Source organism: Thalassovita autumnalis (genome assembly GCF_001458255.1).
Lineage (GTDB): Bacteria > Pseudomonadota > Alphaproteobacteria > Rhodobacterales > Rhodobacteraceae > Thalassobius > Thalassobius autumnalis.
The window spans coordinates 224,563-243,369 of the sequence record NZ_CYSB01000026.1 but is presented as its reverse complement, the minus strand read 5'-3'; the positions used below and the strand labels follow the sequence as shown (position 1 = coordinate 243,369).

The window sequence follows — 18,807 nt, the reverse complement described above, 5'->3', positions numbered from 1 at the left end:
GTTTTTCGAACTGTGAATCACGCCCCTACGCGGAAATCAATGGGTCCTGACCCTAGAGTTTTTATTATCAAATATTGTGGATTTGTTTTGGACACACTTCACCTTCCGAGAGGTGAGGCATGTCCAAGGGCTTGTGTCTTCGCCTATGTCCACATTCCGTCAGAGCAACCCATCATTCTCTGGGTAAGGGCGGTTAGCCGGTCTCCTTTTACGCTCCGCTTCAAACCAGCGGCACAACCGATCAGCCAACGGAACGACTTTGATCGGTCATCGAAGGTTGCAGTGTGGCAGAGCCTTCATCGTGACGGTAATTTTTAATGAGCCAATCCGTCTTTGCTGCATCATAATAATAAACTGGGTCCTAACTGAGATTATCCACACCCGGCTCCACTCAAGTCGCTCGGTTGTTCAACAGGTTTGACGTCCTCAATGTATGTAATGCCCTCACGGGACATGTTTATTTATATGAGTTCAAACTTCGCTATCCCGGTCATCAAAATGGATACGACTTGTCGACTGCATCTTTAGCAGACTGGTTTGTCGTCTTCTTGATCGATGAGACAATGTCGGGTGTAAGGATATGACCGTAGAACTTCTCGATCATCTCGACTGACGTGCCCATGTTCTTTGCCAAGATATATGGGTTGATGTTTCCACGAAGCCGCTGCGTCCCATAAAAATGCCGCAGAGAGTAAGGCGTCCTGTTCATCCCATCTTTAGTGATCGGCACTTCGCAGTACTTGAGCATTGAGTTGAAGCCGACCTTGAACGACCCAATCGGTTTTCCTGAGATGTGATTGATGAATACCGGCTCGTTAAGGGGTGGATCACCGCCATCGAGGTCAGAGCGGCGTAGGTCATACATACGCCTGAGGAAGACCTCACATCCTGGATTGCAGACAACTTCTCTTAAGCCAGTCTTGCCATTCACCTTGATGATCACGAGGCGCCCAGCCTCAACCTCAATTGTTGAGACATCATCCCATGTGACAGTCCTCATCTCACCAATGCGTATACCGCTGTTACTCAAGAGCAGCACATACTGCTGAAGCACGAACCGCTCTCGCCAATGTCCGTTGGAACGACCTTCCTCGACCCAAGCTCTCATCCCAGTCGTGATCTTCTTCCATTCGGCAAGTGTAAAGGTAGGACGTCGATTGATTCCTTTCGTCTCAAGTTTGGGGATCTTGAAGGGCTTGGTGACGTGACCTCGCTGTAAAGCAAACTTCATCAAGCTTTGAATAGCATTCCGCTCACGGTTCAACGTGTCGTCAGTCGGCTTTTTGCGTTTGAAGTTGAGCTTTCGCCAATCCCAATAGGCGTGGAAGTCCTTGGCTGTAAGCTGATCGATTCTCGCCTTGCCAAAGTAATCGAGAGCATAGGTCGCAACATACTCGACAGAGCGATCCTTGGTCTCAATTTTTTGATAAGCGTTTCGGCGAGAGTTTTTCCACTCCTTAAACACATCAGCGAAAGTGTTGGATTTGATCGAGCCACCAACTTTGATGTGGTGATACAGCTCATCGTAGAAGTTCATCGCCAATCTGACGGCTTCATTCCGATCTGAAGTCTTGGTCGAGACAAACTTGTAGCCTGAAGCATTGGGGACTTTGAGTCGGACGTGATACTTCGGCTTCTTGCCTTCCCGCAGAAACAAGACGATCCGACCATCACCCCTGAGGTCCTCATAGTCCCGATCGATAGCCATTTCTACACCTCACATCACACACTGAATTTGTGACATGATATCAAAAAGATGGTCGATTTTACACTGATTTTTGTATATGTTTTGACTATGGTTATTTTGACTACTTTGGGTCAAAATACAGAAAGCCAAAAAGATATAAATTATTGATATATAATGATAAAATTGGTGACCCCGACAGGACTTGAACCTGTAACCTGCCCCTTAGGAGGGGGCTGCTCTATCCAGTTGAGCCACGGAGTCACGCCCGGACGTCTTAGCTGGTGACGGTGGCTTGAACAAGCCCGTGGGTTCGCGCTAACAATGAAGAAACCTTGTTTATTCAGGATGGTGCGATTGAGCCGGAACGATAACCGCCCCCTCACCCTGCGTGATGTCTCGGAAGCATCAGGCGTTTCGGAAATGACCGTCAGCCGGGTGTTGCGCAACCGCAGCGACGTCAGCCAAGCCACCCGTGAAAAGGTGCTGCAGGCCGCCAAACAGCTGGGCTATGTCCCCAATAAGATCGCCGGTGCCCTTGCCAGCCAACGTGTGAATCTGGTCGGTGTGATCATCCCTTCGATGTCCAATATGGTGTTTCCTGAGGTGATGACCGGGATCAGCCGGGTTCTGGAAGATACCGATCTGCAACCTGTTGTGGGCATCACCGACTACATGCCTGAGAAAGAAGAGAAAGTCCTCTATGAGATGCTGTCATGGCGTCCTTCAGGGGTTATCATCGCCGGGCTTGAGCATTCCGAAGCCTCGCGCGCAATGCTGCGGGCTGCGGGCATTCCTGTGGTTGAGATCATGGATGTGGACGGGGATCCGATCGACGCCATGGTCGGCATTTCCCACCGCCGCGCCGGGCAGCACATTGGTGAGGCCATTCTGGAAGCAGGCTACAAACGCATTGGTTTCATGGGCACCAAGATGCCGCTGGACCACCGCGCCCGCAAAAGGTTCGAAGGCATGACACAGGCGCTGGCCAAAGGTGGCGTTGAGGTTGCCGATCAGGAGTTCTATTCGGGCGGATCAGCCCTGGGCAAAGGCCGCGAAATGACCGCTGCCATGCTGGAACGCACCCCGGATCTGGATTTCCTCTACTACTCCAACGACATGATCGGCGCGGGTGGTCTGCTCTACCTTATGGAACAGGGTGTGGATGTCCCGGGCCAGATCGGTCTGGCCGGGTTCAATGGTGTTGAGCTGCTGCAGGGCTTGCCGAAACAGCTGGCAACAATGGATGCCTGCCGGGCCGAGATCGGGGCAAAAGCGGCCGAAATCATCGTGGAACGCACCGCCAACCCTGACGCCGAGATCGAAGATCACGTGGAGCTGACGCCGACCTTGAGTTTCGGCGACACGCTGCGCGGCAAGTGACACAGTTTGAGGGGCCTGCGGGCCCCTTTTTCGTAACGGTATTTCATCACGATTTAAGAAGGTGGATTTATGCACGTTGAATTCAGCACCGTCGCAATCCTGATTGTTTGTGCCATCGGCTTTATCGCTGCGAACTTCTGGGAAACCCCACGCCACCGCCGCCGCCGCAAAAGCCTGTACCAGGATGCCAGCGGCGTCTGGATCTGGACAGAACTGGACGGCAGCGAAATGCGCTCAGACATCCACCCGGGTGAACCGGGGGGCGCCTGGGTCAACGACAGCAGCAGCGATGGTGGATTTGATGGTGGTGACAGCGGCGGCGGTGGTGGTGGCGACTAAGCCCGCTCAGACCATACGGATCACATCCTTATCCACCGCCAGCATATAGCCTTTGCGGGCAATATTTTTCACCAGCAGCTCACTGACCATCTGATTGCCCAGCGTGTCACGCAGGCGCTTGATCCGGGTGGCGCCGGCGGCTTCTTCGCAGTCCGAGGAATCCTTGCCAGACACCATCGCTTCAATCTCAGCGCCTGACAGCAGATCTTCGTCCATCCGTGCCTCGGCCAGAACCGAAAGCGTTTCCATCGCTGCCGCGGTCAGTTTGAAGCCCATGTTGTTCAGGTAGACCGTGTTTTCATCCCGGCTGATCAACAGCGAGGACACTTGAATCCCCGCATGTTCGATCTGCGCCATACGGCGGTTCATCATCACCAGCATCACCAGAAAGACCAAAGCGGCAATCAGCATCGCGGAGGCAAAGACCAGCAGGACAAAGATCACCATCCGGTAACTGGTCAGCGTATCGGCAAAGGCCGTGCCTGACTGCGCCAGGATCTCCAGCAGCTTGATGTCAGCGGCATTGGTCAGACCGTCATTTTCAACAAAGATCCGTTCAACCCGCATGTTGAAGGCATTTGCATCCGGCAGGGTCAGAAACAGAAAAACTGCCGCCAGAAGCAGCAGACAGACAATGGCAGCAATGCCGAAGGATACGATCCGGGTGCCGGATCGGCGGGCGTCAGAAGCGGAGGAAGTAGGTTCCGGCACTCTCTTTCCTTTCTTGCAAACCGTCATCTCCAAACACCGACAGAACATTCAGCAGCGTCCAGCCATCACGCGCCAGACGCGGTGTCAGCTCGGCCTTGGCTTCTTTCTTCGCGCAGGCACCGGTCAGTTCGGCAACGCCGTAATGCAGCTTCAGGGGATTGTCCTGCTTGGCCTTGTAATCGGCGTAACAGGCGGCGCTGGCGCCCTGCGGTGCGGCGACCGCCAGAAGCGTCAGAGAGAGGGTTATGGCAAGGGGGTGTTTCATACCGCCAACATGCACCGAAAGGGGGTGTTATTCAATAACCAAAGGGGTTTCCGCCCGGCGATATTCGATAACAGGGGGGGGGTTATTGCCTGTCTCAAGGGGGGTGGCCCAAGTTGAATTCACAGCCCGAAACGGTGCAGCCAACGGCGCGACACATGAGCCGCCACAGCGCATCAGGGCACCTGAAATCAACGCGTAATCACAGTTAGGAACCCCATCATGTCCCGTAAGTTCATTGCCGCCGTTCTGGCCGCCGCCCTGACCATCACCTCCATCAGCGCCGCCCCCGCCCGCGCTGCCAGCGACGAAGATATCGCCAAGTTTCTGTTCGGCGCCACCGCGCTGGTGATCCTGGGCAAGGCGCTGTCTGACAACAACGACCGCCGCGACCGCGATGTCGTTCACACCCCACGCCCAAAACCGCGCAAGGTTCTGCCGCGCCGCTGCGTGACCCGCGCCACCACCGCGCTGGGAAGCAACACCAAGGTGCTGCGCGCCAAATGCCTCAACCGCCATTACCAGCGTGCCGACCGCCTGCCCAACGCCTGCCGCCTGCCGATCTGGACCCAGAATGGCCGCAAGAAAGCCTACCTGGCCCGCTGCCTGCGTGATCGCGGCTACACCATCGCCCGCAACTGATCGGGCGTAACAGAGGGGACCGCGCAAGTGCCTTCCCTGCGGTCCCCTCACAGAGGTCCCTTGAACTGGGGCAAGAATCCGGGTTCACAGAACAGATGAGCAAAACAAAACTGATCCCGGACTTTTCCTTTGAGCAGCAGGCGCACGCGCAGGGTTACCTGCGCGTCGCTGGCGTTGATGAGGTTGGCCGTGGCCCGCTGGCGGGCCCGGTCACCGCCGCCGCCGTGGTGCTGGACCCGACCCGCATTCCCGATGGCCTGAACGATTCAAAGCAGCTGAGCGCCAAACGCCGCGCCGCCCTGCTGGAGGAGGTGCTGCAACATGCCGATGTCTGCGTCGCCCATGCCAGCGTTGCCGAAATTGATGAACACAACATCTTGCGCGCCAGCCACATTGCCATGCTGCGCGCGGTGCAGGGGCTGAAACACCCCGCCGATTTCGCCCTGATTGACGGCAACATGGTGCCGCGTGGCCTCAACATTCCTGCCGAAACCGTGGTCAAGGGCGATGCCCGTTCGGTGTCAATCGCCGCCGCCTCCATCGCGGCAAAAATCGCACGTGATGAGATCATGCAACAGTTGGGGGCCGAATTTCCGGGTTACGGATGGGAAACAAACGCAGGTTATCCAACCGCGACACATAAGGCTGCATTGACCCAATTGGGGATCACACCACACCATAGGCGATCCTTCAAACCGGTGCACAATATCTTGTATCAAGAGTGAAATGTAACGCGCTGATACAAAAAAGAAATTGACCCCGACTCGCAGATGACTCATTTTTAGGGCCAACCAAGAGCGCAAAAATGCGCCGGGTATTGAGGCAGAAAATGACGAGCACACACAAAAAGAAGGGCGCAGATGCGCTCCCTCTAAACACGATTCTTGAAGGTGACTGTATCGAAATGATGAACAGTCTGCCTGAGGCGTCTGTTGATCTGATCTTCGCAGATCCCCCCTATAACCTGCAGCTCAAAGGTGACCTGCACCGGCCCGACAACTCCAAGGTCGATGCGGTGGACGATCACTGGGATCAGTTCTCCTCCTTTGCTGCGTATGACAAGTTTACCAAGGATTGGCTGGCCGCCGCCCGCCGCATCCTGAAACCAAATGGCGCGATCTGGGTCATTGGCTCCTATCACAACGTCTTCCGCATGGGCGCTGAGTTGCAGAACCAGGGCTTCTGGATCCTCAACGATGTGGTTTGGCGCAAATCGAACCCGATGCCGAACTTCCGCGGCAAACGCCTGACCAACGCACATGAAACGCTGATCTGGGCCTCCAAGGCCGAGGGCGCCAAATACACTTTCAACTACGAAGCACTGAAAGCCCTGAACGAAGGCATCCAGATGCGCTCGGACTGGGTGCTGCCGATCTGTAACGGCGGCGAACGTCTGAAGGATGAGAACGGCGAAAAAGCCCATCCGACCCAAAAACCCGAAAGCCTGCTGCACCGCGTGATCCTCGGCACCACCAACCCCGGTGATGTGATCCTTGATCCGTTCTTTGGCACCGGCACCACCGGCGCTGTCGCCAAGATGCTGGGCCGGGATTACATCGGCATCGAACGCGAAGAGGCCTACCGCAAAGTGGCCCGCAAACGTCTGGCCGCCGTGCGCCGCTTCGACAAAGAGGCCCTGCAGGTCTCCACCAGCAAACGCGCCCAGCCGCGTGTGCCCTTCGGCCAGTTGGTTGAACGCGGCTTCCTGCGCCCGGGGGATGAGCTTTACTCGCTGAACAAACGCCACAAGGCCAAGGTGCGTGCCGATGGCACCATCGTCGGCGGTGAGGTCAAAGGCTCGATCCATCAGGTCGGCGCCGCGCTGGAAGGCGCGCCCAGCTGCAACGGCTGGACCTACTGGTGCATCAAGCGCGACGGCAAAGAGGTGCCGATCGACATCCTGCGCCAACAAATCCGCTCGGAAATGAACAACTAAGGCCCAACAGGCCAATTGGGTTGCCGGCGATCGGCAACCCGGTGATCACATTTTCGACCCTCGCGGTATCCCAGAATACTAAAGTTACCGCCGGTGCCTGTAGCCTGACAGCCGGCACCAAACTGCCCCGCCTCGATGGCGGGGCCTTTTTTCGTTCAGACGGTACACCCGCCCCTTTCATCGTTCCGAAAATACTCCCGCCGGAGGCCTCCGCGCGTCAGGCTCAGCGGCGCGGCATTGGGTTGGTGCCCAGCTTATAGGCGGTCCAATCCTCGATCTCGGGGTAGAATTGCCGGCGCCAGGCGCGCACGCGGGGGTTCATGCGCCGCCGCCACAGGGGCGGGATCATCGCCATCAGGGTCATCACCGGATAGCCATAAGGGAACTGTGGCGCTTCCTCAGCGTCATAGTTCTGCAGCAACGGGAACCGGCGGTCGGGTTTATAGTGATGATCGCTGTGGCGCTGCAGGTTGATCAGCAGCCAGTTGGTCGCCTTATGGGCCGCATTCCAGCTGTGACGGGGTTTGACGTGTTCATATTTGCCGTCGCCCAGATGTTTGCGGGTCAGCCCGTAATGCTCCACGTAATTGGTCAGCTCCAACTGCCAGACCGCGCTGAACGCCTGCACCAGGAACAGCGCCAATCCTTCGATGCCGCCAATGGCCAGCGCCAGGGACAGGGCCAGCGCCTGCAGCACCGCATAACGCCAGAACGGGTTGCGCCGCGACCAGACCGAGAGGTCCCGCCGCGCCAGCAGTGCCTTTTCCGCCCCCCAGGCAGAGGCCAGGCATTCCGGCAAGACCCGGACAAAGAATCGGTGGAACCCTTCATTGTATCGTGCGGTGACTGCATCCGCCGGGGTGCCGACATGACGGTGGTGCACCAGCAGATGTTCAGAGCGGAAATGCGAATAGAGGACTGTCGACAACAGCAGGTCGCCCAGCCAGCGCTCCCATTTGTTTTTCTGGTGCATCAGCTCATGGCTGTAGTTGATCCCCACGGTGCCGGAGATGACCCCAACCCCAAAGAACAGCACCAGCTTTTCCAACAGATCCAGATGATCAGCGCGGGTGGCATAGGCAATCATGCCGTAGATCACCGCCGCCTGTATCGGGAACCAGATCCAGGTGATCATCCGATACCAGAACAGCGCATCATCCGGCGTATCCAGATCGGCATTGTCCAGATTGAGACCGGTGAACACATCCAGCAGCGTGAACAGCCACCACGCCCAAAGCGGCAGCAGCAGCGTGAACCAACCGCCAAAGCCAGCGCTGACCAGCGCAACCGGGATCAGGGTCAGCGACAGCCAGAACGGCAGCGCCCCGATGAGGCTCAGGCGTTTTTGTGGTGAAGCAGTCTCAGGGCCAGTGTGATCAACCATTGGCTTGGTCCATTCGATATGCGCGTTCAGGGCGTATTGTCGAACCCGCCACGCGCAAGGTCAAATGCCTTTCGCATCACAGTGGGCAAATCTGACGGGCGAAATGTCTCAGGCTCGATGAATTGCCCCACCTCGGGATTGGCGCCCTGTGGCAGATCCGCGATGCGCACCTGCAGGATCAGGTGAAAATGGGTGAAGGTATGGCGCGCCTCAGCCCCCAAAAGCCGCCAGTCAGCTGCGATTGGCGGTGCCTCGGCCGCGCCCCCCTCTGACCAGGGGCCACCGGGCCATCCCAGCATCCCGCCCAGCAGCCCCTTATCAGGACGCCGTTCCAGCAGATAGGCGCCATCCGCGCGCCGGCCAACATAGGCGATGCCCAGCCGGGTGGGTTTGGGTTTCTTCGGGGTTTTCTTTGGCAGCTCCAACGCCGTGCCCTGAACCCGCGCCACACAGGGGCTGCGCAGCGGGCAGATGCCGCAGGCGGGGTTACGCGGGGTGCAAATCGTTGCCCCCAGATCCATCACTGCCTGCGCATAGTCACCGGGCCGCTGCGCAGGGGTCAGCCCCGCGGCCAATTCGGTCAGTTGCGGCTTGGATCCTGGCAACGGGTCATGCAGATTGTGCAACCGCGCCATCACCCGTTCAACATTGCCATCCACCACCACCTCAGGCAGGTCATAGGCGATCGAGGCAATGGCCGCCGCCGTATAGGGGCCAACCCCGGGCAGTTTCAGCAGCCCCGCCAAAGTGTCCGGAAACACCCCGCCATGATCTGCCACCACCACGCGGGCACATTTCAGCAGGTTGCGGGCACGGGCGTAATAGCCAAGGCCAGCCCATTCCCCCATCACATCGCCATCCTCAGCCGCAGCCAGATCGGCCACGGTGGGCCAACGGGTGGTAAAGCGATGGAAATAATCCTTAACCGCCGCAACAGTTGTCTGCTGCAGCATCACCTCAGACAGCCAGACACGATAGGGATCCGGCCGCACGCCTGAGAGCTTATCCGCCGGCGGCACGCGCCAGGGCATCGCGCGGGCATGTACATCATACCAAACCAGCAGATCCGATGCGATCTCGGCAGGGCCGACCTGTTTCAAATTCCCGTCACGCAATGTTTATTTCCCGATCTTCTCTATTCGCTGGCGTCTGCCTACAGCGCCTTTAGTATAGGGCCAAGAGTGAGGAAGGAAACCATGCCCAAACGGCGCCCAACCACCAAAGGCTTTGCCCGCACCGGATCGCTGTTGCAACAGCAGATTCGCAAGGCGGGGGAATCGCGTGGTTTTGCCGTGACCCGGCTGCTGACCCACTGGCCTGAAATCGTTGGCGAAGACATGGCCGCAATGGCCCGTCCGGTGGATGTGAAATATGGCCGCCAGGGCTTTGGCGCCACCCTCACCGTGCTGACCACCGGGGCAATGGCGCCGATGGTAGAAATGCAGAAAGAACAACTGCGCCAGAAGGTGAACGGCGTTTATGGCTACAATGCCATCGCCCGAATCCGAGTGACCCAGACCGCCCCGATCGGCTTTGCCGAGGGGCAGGCGGATTTCACCTACGGCCAAAAGGCAAAACCCAAACCGCAACCCACCCCTGAGATCCGCGCTGAGGCCAGCAGCCTTGCCGCCGGGGTGGGCGATGACTCCCTCCGGCAGGCGCTGGAACGGTTGTCGCAAAACGTATTAACCAAGATGAACACGCAAGAGAGGTAAGCAGATGAACCGCAGATATGCATTGGGCCTGATGGGGGCCGCCGCCGTTTCCGCAGGCGCGCTGTCGCTGTTCCCCGGGCAGGACAAACTGCCCAGCCTGGTCAGCATGGCCAATGCACAGGGGGCTGACACCTCTGGCATTCTGGAAATGACCATGGGGTCGGACGATGCGCCGGTCACCCTGATGGAATATGCTTCCTTCACCTGCCCGCATTGCGCCACCTTCCACAACAACGTACTGGGCAAGGTAAAGGCCGAATACGTGGATACCGGCAAAGTGAAATTCATCTACCGTGATGTCTACTTTGACCGTCCCGGCCTCTGGGCTGCGATGATGGCGCGCTGTGAACCCAGCAAGTTCTTCGGCATTGCCGATATGCTTTATGCGGATCAGAAAAACTGGATCGGTGGCGGCAACCTGACCGAGATCGACCAGAACCTGCGCAAAATCGGCCTGGTCGCCGGCCTCGACAAGGCGGAACTGGATGCCTGCATGTCGGACGCTGAAAACGCACAGGCGCTCTACACCTGGTTCCAGGGCAACATCGAAGCTGATGATGTTTCCGGCACCCCGACCCTGTTTATTGATGGTGAGAAGCATTCCAACATGAGTTATACGGATCTCAAAGCGATCCTTGACGAAAAACTGGGAATGTAATGACTGCACCACTTGCCGGGCTCAAAGTAGTAGAGCTCGCCCGCATTCTGGCCGGCCCTTGGGCCGGTCAAACCTTGTCCGACCTCGGCGCCGAGGTCATCAAAGTCGAAAGCCCCGCAGGTGATGACACCCGCCAATGGGGTCCGCCCTTCATTGAGCGCGAAGACGACACCACCGCCGCCTATTTCCACAGCTGCAACCGGGGCAAAGCCTCGATCACCGTGGATTTCCGCACCCCTGAGGGGCAGGAACAGGTGCGCGAACTGGTCCGCGACGCCGATATTCTGATCGAAAACTTCAAAGTTGGCGGTCTGGCAAAATACGGGTTGGACTACGACAGCCTGAAAACGGTGAACCCCGGTCTGATCTACTGTTCGATCACCGGTTTCGGCCAGACCGGGCCCTATGCCCACCGCGCCGGCTATGACTATATCATCCAAGGCATGTCCGGCCTGATGTCCATCACCGGCGATCCCGATGGCCAGCCGCAGCGCGTTGGTGTGGCTGTGACTGACATCTTCACCGGGGTCTACGCTGTCAGCGGCATCCTGGCCGCGCTGCACCAGCGCCACCAGACCGGCAAAGGTCAACATGTGGATATGGCCCTGATGGATGTTGCGGTCTCCGTCACCGCCAATCAGGCGATGAACTATCTGACCACCGGCACCCCGCCGGGCCGGACCGGCAACTACCACCCTAACCTGACGCCCTATCAGGTGTTTGACTGCGCCGATGGCCATATCATCATCGCCACCGGCAATGACGCCCAGTATCAGCGCCTGTGTGCTCTGCTGGGTCTTGATTGGATGGCCGACGCACCAGAATTCCTGAAAAACGCCGACCGCGTCGCCAATCGGGATCGGATGATCGACCTGTTGATGGGCGAAACTCGCAAACGCTCCAAGGCGGAGCTGCTGGCCGGCTGTGAAGAGCGCGGCATTCCCGCCGGGCCGATCAACGACATGGCCGAGGTGTTTGAGGATCCGCAGGTGCAGGCACGCGGTATGAAGGTGACACTGGACGGGGTTCCCGGTGTGCGCGCGCCCTTCACCTTTTCAGACGCTGAGCTGAAACTGGATGCACCATCACCCAAACTGGGTGAGAACAACCGCTAATCACTGGCAGAAGCCCCAGACAGGGGCTTCGCCTATACGCGTTTAGCCGTAATCGCGCGCGCCAAAGATCGCCGATCCCACCCGCACATGGGTGGCACCAAAGCTGACGGCCTTCTCAAAATCGCTGCTCATCCCCATCGACAGGCCGGTCAGGTCGTTACGCGCAGCGATCTTGGCCAGCAGGGCGAAATGCAACGCAGGCTCCTCCTCCACCGGCGGGATACACATCAGCCCCTGCACTGGCAGATCCAGCCCACGACATTCCGCGATGAAAGCGTCTGCTTCCGCCGGCAGGATGCCCGCCTTCTGCTCTTCCTCGCCAGTATTGACCTGAATGAACAGATCAGGGCAGTGGCCCAGCTCCTGCGCCAAACGGGCAAGCGTATGGGCCAGCTTTGGCCGATCAACAGAATGGATCGCCTCAAACAGCTGCATCGCCTGGCGCGCTTTGTTGGTCTGCAACGGGCCGATCAGATGGACATTCACGCCGTCAAACTGATCGCGGAAATCCGGCCATTTACCGGCCGCCTCCTGCACTTTGTTTTCACCAAACAGCCGATGCCCCTCTTGCAGCACCGCCTCAACCCGTTCGTTCGGCTGCACCTTGCTGACCGCGATCAGCTGCGTGCTGCCCTCTTCACGACCGGCGTCAGCCTCTGCCTTGCGCAGGCGGGCGGTGATTTCAGCAAGCGACATGATGGGCCTCCAGAGATTGGGTTTCGCTGCGGACAAAACACCATGACGGGACAAAAGAAAACCCCGCACCGAAACGGCCGGGGGTTGCGCAAAAGAAAAGGGACAGGCGAAACGCCTGCCCCTCTCTTAGGTAGTCCTAAGCGTTCTGAATTAGAACGAGAAGGTCATGCCCAGGTCAGCAACGGTCTCGCCGCCAACTTCAGCAATACCACCGGCGATGGCTGCGCCACCACCCAGCGAGTAGGTTGCACCGATACCCATGGCGTCTGCGCCAGTGGTGTCGTTTTTAGCGTAGGCTGCAACAACAGTCAGGTCACCCTGGGTGTAGGAAACGTCCAGGCCATAACCTTTCTGGGTTACGTCCAGAGCGCCGTTTGCAGGAGAGTCAGTGTCAACACCACCTTCAGCGTAAGTCGCGCTAACGCCGAATGCGCCAGCCGAGTAACCTACGGTGATGTTCATGTCGTCGTGGTTGCCTTCGCCGTTGTTGGCGTTGTCACGGTAACCTGCGGATACCGAGAAATCACCAAACGAACCCGAAGCCGAGATGGCCCACTCGTCGTTGGCCGAGTCAACGGACGCTGCAACGGCGATGTCGCCGAAGGAGTAGTCTACACGAACGTCGTCGTTGCCGTTTTCGCGCAGGCCGTCAACAACATCGTCAACACCCAGACCGTCGAAACCAACGTCGGAGATGCCGCCAACGTCGTTTGCTTCACCGATGTCACCAACGGTCAGCTTCAGGCCGCCCATCTCGATGTAAACTTCAGGGTCAGCAACGGTGCTCTGAGTGGTTGCCGAGTCGTTGTGTGCGCCATCGATGTCCAGCGATGCGCCGAACTTCAGGCCGGAATCGGTTTCACCCGAACCTTTGATGTCGAAGTCGATTTCGTTTTTAACAATGGTTTCCGAACCATTGTACATGATACCAAAGTTGGCCGAACCGCCGAAGCTGATTTCAGCTGCTGCAACACCGGCGGTGGCTACCAGCGCGGTCGAAGCGAAGAGAATCTTTTTCATGGTTTTTCCCTCGAATTTCCAATCAAGCGCCCCAAAACGGGTGATCCGCTTGGGTATGGCGTCTGTCTCGCTCTTTTCGGGGTCAGTTTGCAAGCGGCCTGAACCGATTGAATGGATTGTGCATCCCGGATGGTGCAGCTTTGCCACACCTGTTCCCGGCGGGCGGCGATGGCCTGCCGATCACGCGACTGCACACAGAGTATATACACTAAAGCCTTGCTCCTTAAGAATCCCTTCGCTAGGACGGTTGGGAAACCGAATTCAGGGCCGAAGAATGACCTTTATCAACCGTTTCAAACTTGTATTTGCTGGCGCCGCCCTTTTGGCGGTCAGCGCTTGCGGCCTTGTTCAGCCAGAAGCACTGACACCTGAAGCCCAAGCACAGACCGAAGAAGAACGTCGTGAGACCATCTGGGACATTTTCCGAGATCAGGACCCGGACGTTAAGGTTTCGGTAAACCGCTTTATCTGGAATGCCTCCTTGGAGGTGTTGAACTTCCTGCCCGTCGAATCGGTAGACCCGTTCACCGGGGTAATCGTCATGGGTTACGGTACCCCACCCGGCGGCAACCGCGCATATCGCGCGACGGTCTATGTTAAGGACCCAGCGCTTGAAGCACGGTCATTGGTCGTAGCACTGCAAGACAGGAACGGGCGTACCGTGTCGGCCAGCACCCAGCGTGCAATTGAGGATGCGATTCTGTCCCGCGCGCGTCAGCTGCGCATTCAGGACGGGCGCCTGTAAGCCGGCAAGCCCATCGGAATTCAAAGGCGCCTCAGGGCGCCTTTTTCTTTTGTGTTAGATATTTACCGAACCCGCTCAGTCCCGAATCGGTTGCGGCTCCAGACCTGCCAGATGATCGACCCATTGCATTTGGCGCGGCAGGCATTGGCTGCGCAGGTCGTAATTCTGCACGATATGTTTACGCGCCGCCTGACCAAAGCTGCGCCGCATCTCGGCATCCTCCAGCAGAGCGCAGCATTTTTCCACCAAGCCGTCGCCATCAAAGAAATCAACCAGCATACCGTTTTCACCATCCCGAATCGCTTCTTTCAGGGGACCGGTGTCGCTGGCGACAATCGCCGCCTCCGCACTCATCGCTTCAAACAGCGACCAGCTGAGCACAAAGGGATAGGTCAGATAGAGGTGCACCCGGCTGACCTGCAGGAGCTTAATGAACTGATCGTAGGGGATCTTGCCCAGGAAATGCACCCGCTGCCAGTTGGGTGTTGGGATCTGGCCGCGCACCTCATCGATGAAGATCTGCTTCCAGGTCTGCCCTTTCGGCGGACGCGCACCATAGCTGACGTCATCACCGCCGACGATCAGCACTTTGGCGTTGGGACGTTCCCGCAACAGCCTTGGCAGCGCCCGCATGAAGATGTGGTAGCCGCGATAAGGTTCCAGATTGCGATTCACAAAGGTGATCACCTCATCGCGCCGCGTCACCTCTGATCCATCGGGCAAGGCGAATCGCACCTCTGGGTTGGCAGTGACCAAGTCGGTGTCGATCCCATCGTGAATCACCTCAATCTTCTGGCGCCATTCCGGTGGGAAGGTGCCGGCCTGAAACTGCGTTGGGCTGATGCCGGCATCGGCCACCTGCAAATGCACCAGATTGTTGAGGTTCTTCAGGCGGATACGCAGCGCATCAAGGGTGGTGCTGTCACTCTGAAACTCGGGATCAAAGCCAAGGTGTTCCTCATTGGCCAGATGATACAGCTCACAATAAAGGCCGATCCGCGCCTTGGGCCAGACATCGCGCAGGAACATGGTTTCGCCCCAACCGTGATGGCCCACGATGATATCGGGGGTAAACCCACTGTCGCGCAGATGCATGGCGGCGTGAAAACAGGCCTCAGCCCGGATCACCTTGGTGTCGAAATCCGTGACCCACGGGTGGATCCCCTGCCCCTGTTTCCGCTTGATCTGATAGGGTAGCACCCGCACACCATTCCATGTGGTCGGTTCTTTCACCCGAAGCGTCAGCGCCACACATTGATGGCCCGCAGCCGCCAGGGCCGGGGCCAGATGTTTGTACTGGCCAGGAAAATTCTGGTGGATAAAGAGGATCTTCATGGAATTGCCTGTATCACTGTTCCTTCTCTTATAGCGCGTGTTTGGCAAGCGCATAGCCGGTCATTTTTGCGCAGAGGCACTGGACCAATGCGCGCCAGCCGCCTATCACCCCTGCGACAAGAGATTAAACATGCCAGGAAAGGTCCGTCCGACATGACCCGCTACTCCGCAGCCGAAATCGAAGGCAAGTGGCAAGAGGCCTGGGACAAGGCCGAAATCTTCAAGGCCGTCCGCAGCGACGACAAGCCGAAATACTACGTGCTAGAAATGTTCCCCTACCCGTCGGGGCGCATCCACATCGGCCACGTGCGCAACTACACCATGGGTGACGTGATCGCGCGCTATAAAATCGCCACCGGTCATAACGTGCTGCACCCGATGGGCTTTGACGCCTTTGGCATGCCGGCAGAAAACGCCGCGATGGCCTCGGGTGGGCACCCGAAGACCTGGACCTATGACAACATCGACACAATGGTGAACCAGATGAAGCCGCTGGGCTTTGGTCTGGACTGGTCGCGCATGTTCGCCACCTGTGATCCGGAATACTACGGCCAGCAGCAATCGATGTTCATCGACTTCATCGAAAAAGGTCTGGTCTACCGCAAGAACGCTGTGGTGAACTGGGATCCGGTCGATATGACCGTTCTGGCCAACGAACAGGTGATTGACGGCAAGGGCTGGCGCTCGGGCGCCGAAGTGGAACGCCGTGAGCTGACCCAGTGGTTCTTCAAGATCTCCGACTATTCCGAAGAACTGCTCGACTCGCTGGGCGATCTGGAAGATTGGCCCGCCAAGGTGCGCCTGATGCAGGAAAACTGGATCGGCAAATCGCGTGGTTTGCAGTTTGGCTTTGAACGCACCGATGGTGGTGACCCGATTGAGGTTTACACCACCCGCCCCGACACGCTGATGGGCGCGTCCTTTGTGGGCATCTCGCCCGATCACCCGCTGGCCAAACAGCTGGAGGCCGAGCGTGAAGACGTGGCGGCCTTCTGCGCTGAGGCGCGCAAAGGCGGCACCACCGCTGAGGCCATCGAAAAGGCCGACAAGCTGGGCTTTGACACCGGCCTGAAGTGCAAGCACCCCTTCGATGAGACATGGGAACTGCCGGTCTACATCGCCAACTTCATTCTGATGGATTACGGCACCGGCGCGATCTTCGCCTGCCCGGGCCATGATGAACGCGACTACGAATTTGCCACCAAATACGACCTGCCGATCATTCCGGTCTTTACCCCGGTTGAAGGTGAGGCCGAAGCAGGGAAAGCCTATGTGCCCACCAAGGCCGAAAAGGTGCGCTACATCAAAGGCTTCGCTGGTGAGGAACTGCAAACCGGTGAAGAAGCGGTCAACGCCGCGGTGGACTATTGCGAAGGCAAAGGCATCGGCAATGGCGTGACCAAGTTCCGCCTGCGTGACTGGGGCCTCAGCCGCCAGCGCTACTGGGGCTGCCCGATTCCCGTTGTCCATTGTGATGACTGCGGCGTGGTGCCCGAGAAGAAAGAAAACCTGCCGGTCGAACTGCCCGAAGACGTCAGCTTCGATATCCCAGGCAACCCGCTGGACCGTCACCCGACATGGCGTGACTGCACCTGCCCGAAGTGCGGCAAGCCCGCTCAGCGCGAAACCGATACGATGGACACGTTTGTGGACAGCTCGTGGTATTTCGCCCGTTTCACCGCGCCGCGTGCCGACACCCCGACCGATCTGGTGGATGCCAACTACTGGATGAATGTCGACCAGTATATCGGCGGCATTGAACATGCGATTCTGCACCTGCTCTACTCGCGCTTCTTTGCCCGCGCGATGAACATCTGCGGCCACCTGCCGGAGAAGTCGAAAGAGCCGTTCAACGCGCTGTTCACCCAAGGCATGGTGACCCACGCGATCTACAAAACCGAAGGTGCGGATGGCCGTCCGGTCTATCACTACCCCGAAGAGGTGGAACTGCGGGACGGCAAAGGCTTCCTGAAAGACGGCACGGAGGTGACCATCGTGCCCTCGGCCAAGATGTCGAAGTCGAAAAACAACGTTGTCGACCCGGTGGAGATCATCAAACAATACGGTGCTGATACCGCCCGTTGGTTTGTGCTGTCCGACAGCCCGCCCGAACGTGATGTGGAATGGACCGCCTCGGGCGCTGAGGCCGCGCATAAGCACCTGAGCCGTGTTTACCGGATCTGCAGCGAAATCGCCGCCTCCGACGCGGCGGACAACGGCAAGGAGGATGAAGCCCTGCTGCGCGCCATGCACAAGGCCATCCATGAGGTGACCGGCGGCGTGGACAGCTTCGGCTTCAACGCCTCCATCGCCAAGCTTTATGGTTTCACCAACACCCTGTCGAAATCCAAGGCAGGTGCAGCAGCGAAACGTCAGGCGGCCAAGGTACTGGCACAGCTGATGTCACCGATGACCCCGCACCTGTCCGAAGAATGCTGGCAGATTCTTGCGGGCGAAGGGCTGATCGCCTCCGCTGAATGGCCGGTGGCGGACGAAAAAATGCTGGTGGATGACACCGTCACCTTGCCGATCCAGATCAACGGCAAACGCCGGGCGGAAATCAGCGTGGCCAAAGACATGCCCAAGGAAGAGGTTGAAAACCTCGTGCTGGCACACGAAGCTGTGGTCAAAGCCCTCGATGGGGGCCAACCGAAGAAGCTGATTGTGGTGCCGGGGCGTATCGTGAATGTGGTTGTCTAAACGCAGAAACTTCCTTGCTTTGATCTCAGCCGTAGCCCTGACGGGCTGCGGTTTCACCCCGGTCTATGCGCCGGGGGGCGCTGGGGCGCAGTTGCAGGGGGCGGTTTTTGCCACTGACCCGACAACCCGCGATGAACAATTACTGGTTCAGCAACTCGAAAGCCGTCTGGGCCGCGCCACGACCGCGCGCTACCTGCTGGATTATCAGCTGGAGGTCAGCCAACAGCGGATGGCGGTTCTGGAAAGCAACACCACCGCCCGGTTCAATCTGATCGGTGAGGTGAAGTATCAGCTGAAGGATGCTGATACCGAGGCCACGCTGTTCACCGGGTCAGCGCGGCAGTTCACCGGCTATTCCACCACCGGCACCACCGCTGCCACCATTTCCTCAGAACGTGATGCCCGGGCGCGCCTGAGTGTGATTCTGGCGGATCAGATCGTGGCGCAGCTGCTGCTGAACACGGCCGATCTGGGCCTCTGAC

General features: G+C 58.2%; 19 protein-coding genes and 1 tRNA gene. 11 read left to right on the top strand and 9 right to left on the bottom strand.

The genetic code is table 11. The features are described 5' to 3' along the window. Positions 1-493: 493 nt before the first annotated feature. On the bottom strand, positions 494-1,708 hold the full coding sequence (locus TL5118_RS09225; protein WP_058242627.1) for a tyrosine-type recombinase/integrase: 1,215 nt from the start codon (positions 1,706-1,708) through the stop codon (positions 494-496). A 163-nt stretch (positions 1,709-1,871) separates the two neighbouring features. Next, positions 1,872-1,948, bottom strand: a tRNA-Arg gene (locus TL5118_RS09220). Between the two features lie 93 nt (positions 1,949-2,041). On the opposite strand from TL5118_RS09220, the gene TL5118_RS09215 reads away from it, so the two are divergent. Together TL5118_RS09215 and TL5118_RS09210 are read left to right on the top strand one after the other, a co-directional pair. After that, the gene (locus TL5118_RS09215; RefSeq protein ID WP_058242626.1) at positions 2,042-3,067 is read left to right on the top strand and encodes a LacI family DNA-binding transcriptional regulator; all 1,026 of its coding nucleotides are present in this window, start codon (positions 2,042-2,044) and stop codon (positions 3,065-3,067) included. A 69-nt stretch (positions 3,068-3,136) separates the two neighbouring features. After that, complete coding sequence (locus tag TL5118_RS09210; RefSeq protein ID WP_058242625.1) at positions 3,137-3,406, top strand: hypothetical protein; 270 nt, start codon at positions 3,137-3,139, stop codon at positions 3,404-3,406. 6 nt (positions 3,407-3,412) lie between these two features. On the opposite strand, the gene TL5118_RS09205 is transcribed toward TL5118_RS09210, so the two are convergent. Continuing rightward, entirely contained in the window at positions 3,413-4,117 is a 705-nt protein-coding gene (locus TL5118_RS09205) for a winged helix-turn-helix domain-containing protein (RefSeq protein ID WP_058242624.1), read from the bottom strand. Further along, positions 4,089-4,382, bottom strand: a complete 294-nt coding sequence (locus TL5118_RS09200) for a hypothetical protein (RefSeq protein ID WP_058242623.1) — start codon at positions 4,380-4,382, stop codon at positions 4,089-4,091. The genes TL5118_RS09205 and TL5118_RS09200 overlap by 29 nt, the downstream gene beginning before the upstream one ends. Before the next feature lie 219 nt (positions 4,383-4,601). On the opposite strand from TL5118_RS09200, the gene TL5118_RS09195 reads away from it, so the two are divergent. The 3 genes from TL5118_RS09195 to TL5118_RS09185 all read left to right on the top strand — a co-directional run bounded on the left by TL5118_RS09195 (position 4,602) and on the right by TL5118_RS09185 (position 6,957). Beyond that, positions 4,602-5,021, top strand: a complete 420-nt coding sequence (locus TL5118_RS09195) for a hypothetical protein (protein WP_058242622.1) — start codon at positions 4,602-4,604, stop codon at positions 5,019-5,021. 95 nt (positions 5,022-5,116) lie between these two features. Beyond that, positions 5,117-5,746 (top strand): ribonuclease HII, encoded by a 630-nt coding sequence (rnhB, locus tag TL5118_RS09190; RefSeq protein ID WP_058242621.1) that lies wholly within the window; start codon positions 5,117-5,119, stop codon positions 5,744-5,746. Between the two features lie 104 nt (positions 5,747-5,850). Continuing rightward, complete coding sequence (locus TL5118_RS09185; protein WP_058242620.1) at positions 5,851-6,957, top strand: site-specific DNA-methyltransferase; 1,107 nt, start codon at positions 5,851-5,853, stop codon at positions 6,955-6,957. Between the two features lie 223 nt (positions 6,958-7,180). On the opposite strand, the gene TL5118_RS09180 is transcribed toward TL5118_RS09185, so the two are convergent. Together TL5118_RS09180 and mutY are read right to left on the bottom strand one after the other, a co-directional pair. Further along, the gene (locus TL5118_RS09180) at positions 7,181-8,341 is read right to left on the bottom strand and encodes an alkane 1-monooxygenase (RefSeq protein WP_058242619.1); all 1,161 of its coding nucleotides are present in this window, start codon (positions 8,339-8,341) and stop codon (positions 7,181-7,183) included. Between the two features lie 26 nt (positions 8,342-8,367). After that, positions 8,368-9,456, bottom strand: a complete 1,089-nt coding sequence (gene mutY, locus TL5118_RS09175; protein WP_058242618.1) for an A/G-specific adenine glycosylase — start codon at positions 9,454-9,456, stop codon at positions 8,368-8,370. A gap of 81 nt (positions 9,457-9,537) precedes the next feature. Between mutY and TL5118_RS09170 the strand changes: the two genes are divergently transcribed. Genes TL5118_RS09170 through TL5118_RS09160 form a run of 3 tightly spaced genes read left to right on the top strand, consistent with a single transcriptional unit; the run spans position 9,538 to position 11,829 of the window. After that, positions 9,538-10,056, top strand: a complete 519-nt coding sequence (locus TL5118_RS09170) for a DUF721 domain-containing protein (protein ID WP_058242617.1) — start codon at positions 9,538-9,540, stop codon at positions 10,054-10,056. A gap of 4 nt (positions 10,057-10,060) precedes the next feature. Continuing rightward, positions 10,061-10,714, top strand: a complete 654-nt coding sequence (locus tag TL5118_RS09165) for a DsbA family protein (RefSeq protein WP_058242616.1) — start codon at positions 10,061-10,063, stop codon at positions 10,712-10,714. Continuing rightward, positions 10,714-11,829, top strand: a complete 1,116-nt coding sequence (locus tag TL5118_RS09160) for a CaiB/BaiF CoA transferase family protein (RefSeq protein WP_058242615.1) — start codon at positions 10,714-10,716, stop codon at positions 11,827-11,829. Before TL5118_RS09165 ends, TL5118_RS09160 begins: the two co-directional genes overlap by 1 nt. A gap of 42 nt (positions 11,830-11,871) precedes the next feature. Here TL5118_RS09160 and TL5118_RS09155 read toward each other — a convergent pair whose 3' ends face one another. Together TL5118_RS09155 and TL5118_RS09150 are read right to left on the bottom strand one after the other, a co-directional pair. Then, positions 11,872-12,525: a YggS family pyridoxal phosphate-dependent enzyme gene (locus tag TL5118_RS09155; protein ID WP_058242614.1), complete on the bottom strand. Its 654-nt coding sequence runs from the start codon at positions 12,523-12,525 to the stop codon at positions 11,872-11,874. A gap of 150 nt (positions 12,526-12,675) precedes the next feature. Next, the gene (locus TL5118_RS09150; protein ID WP_131727429.1) at positions 12,676-13,692 is read right to left on the bottom strand and encodes a porin; all 1,017 of its coding nucleotides are present in this window, start codon (positions 13,690-13,692) and stop codon (positions 12,676-12,678) included. Between the two features lie 127 nt (positions 13,693-13,819). Here TL5118_RS09150 and TL5118_RS09145 point away from each other — a divergent pair, with 127 nt between their 5' ends. Further along, positions 13,820-14,290 carry a DUF3576 domain-containing protein gene (locus tag TL5118_RS09145; protein ID WP_058242612.1) on the top strand — a complete coding sequence of 157 codons (471 nt, stop codon included), beginning with the start codon at positions 13,820-13,822 and terminating at the stop codon, positions 14,288-14,290. A gap of 75 nt (positions 14,291-14,365) precedes the next feature. Here the strand turns inward: TL5118_RS09145 and TL5118_RS09140 are convergent, their stop codons facing one another. After that, a complete protein-coding gene (locus tag TL5118_RS09140; protein ID WP_058242611.1) occupies positions 14,366-15,625 on the bottom strand; it encodes a glycosyltransferase family 4 protein in 1,260 nt (419 codons plus the stop codon). Positions 15,626-15,778: 153 nt separating this feature from the next. On the opposite strand from TL5118_RS09140, the gene leuS reads away from it, so the two are divergent. Then, a complete protein-coding gene (leuS, locus tag TL5118_RS09135; RefSeq protein ID WP_058242610.1) occupies positions 15,779-18,325 on the top strand; it encodes a leucine--tRNA ligase in 2,547 nt (848 codons plus the stop codon). Then, complete coding sequence (gene lptE / locus TL5118_RS09130) at positions 18,312-18,806, top strand: LPS assembly lipoprotein LptE (RefSeq protein ID WP_082626184.1); 495 nt, start codon at positions 18,312-18,314, stop codon at positions 18,804-18,806. The genes leuS and lptE overlap by 14 nt, the downstream gene beginning before the upstream one ends. The last annotated feature ends 1 nt before the right edge of the window (position 18,807 follow it).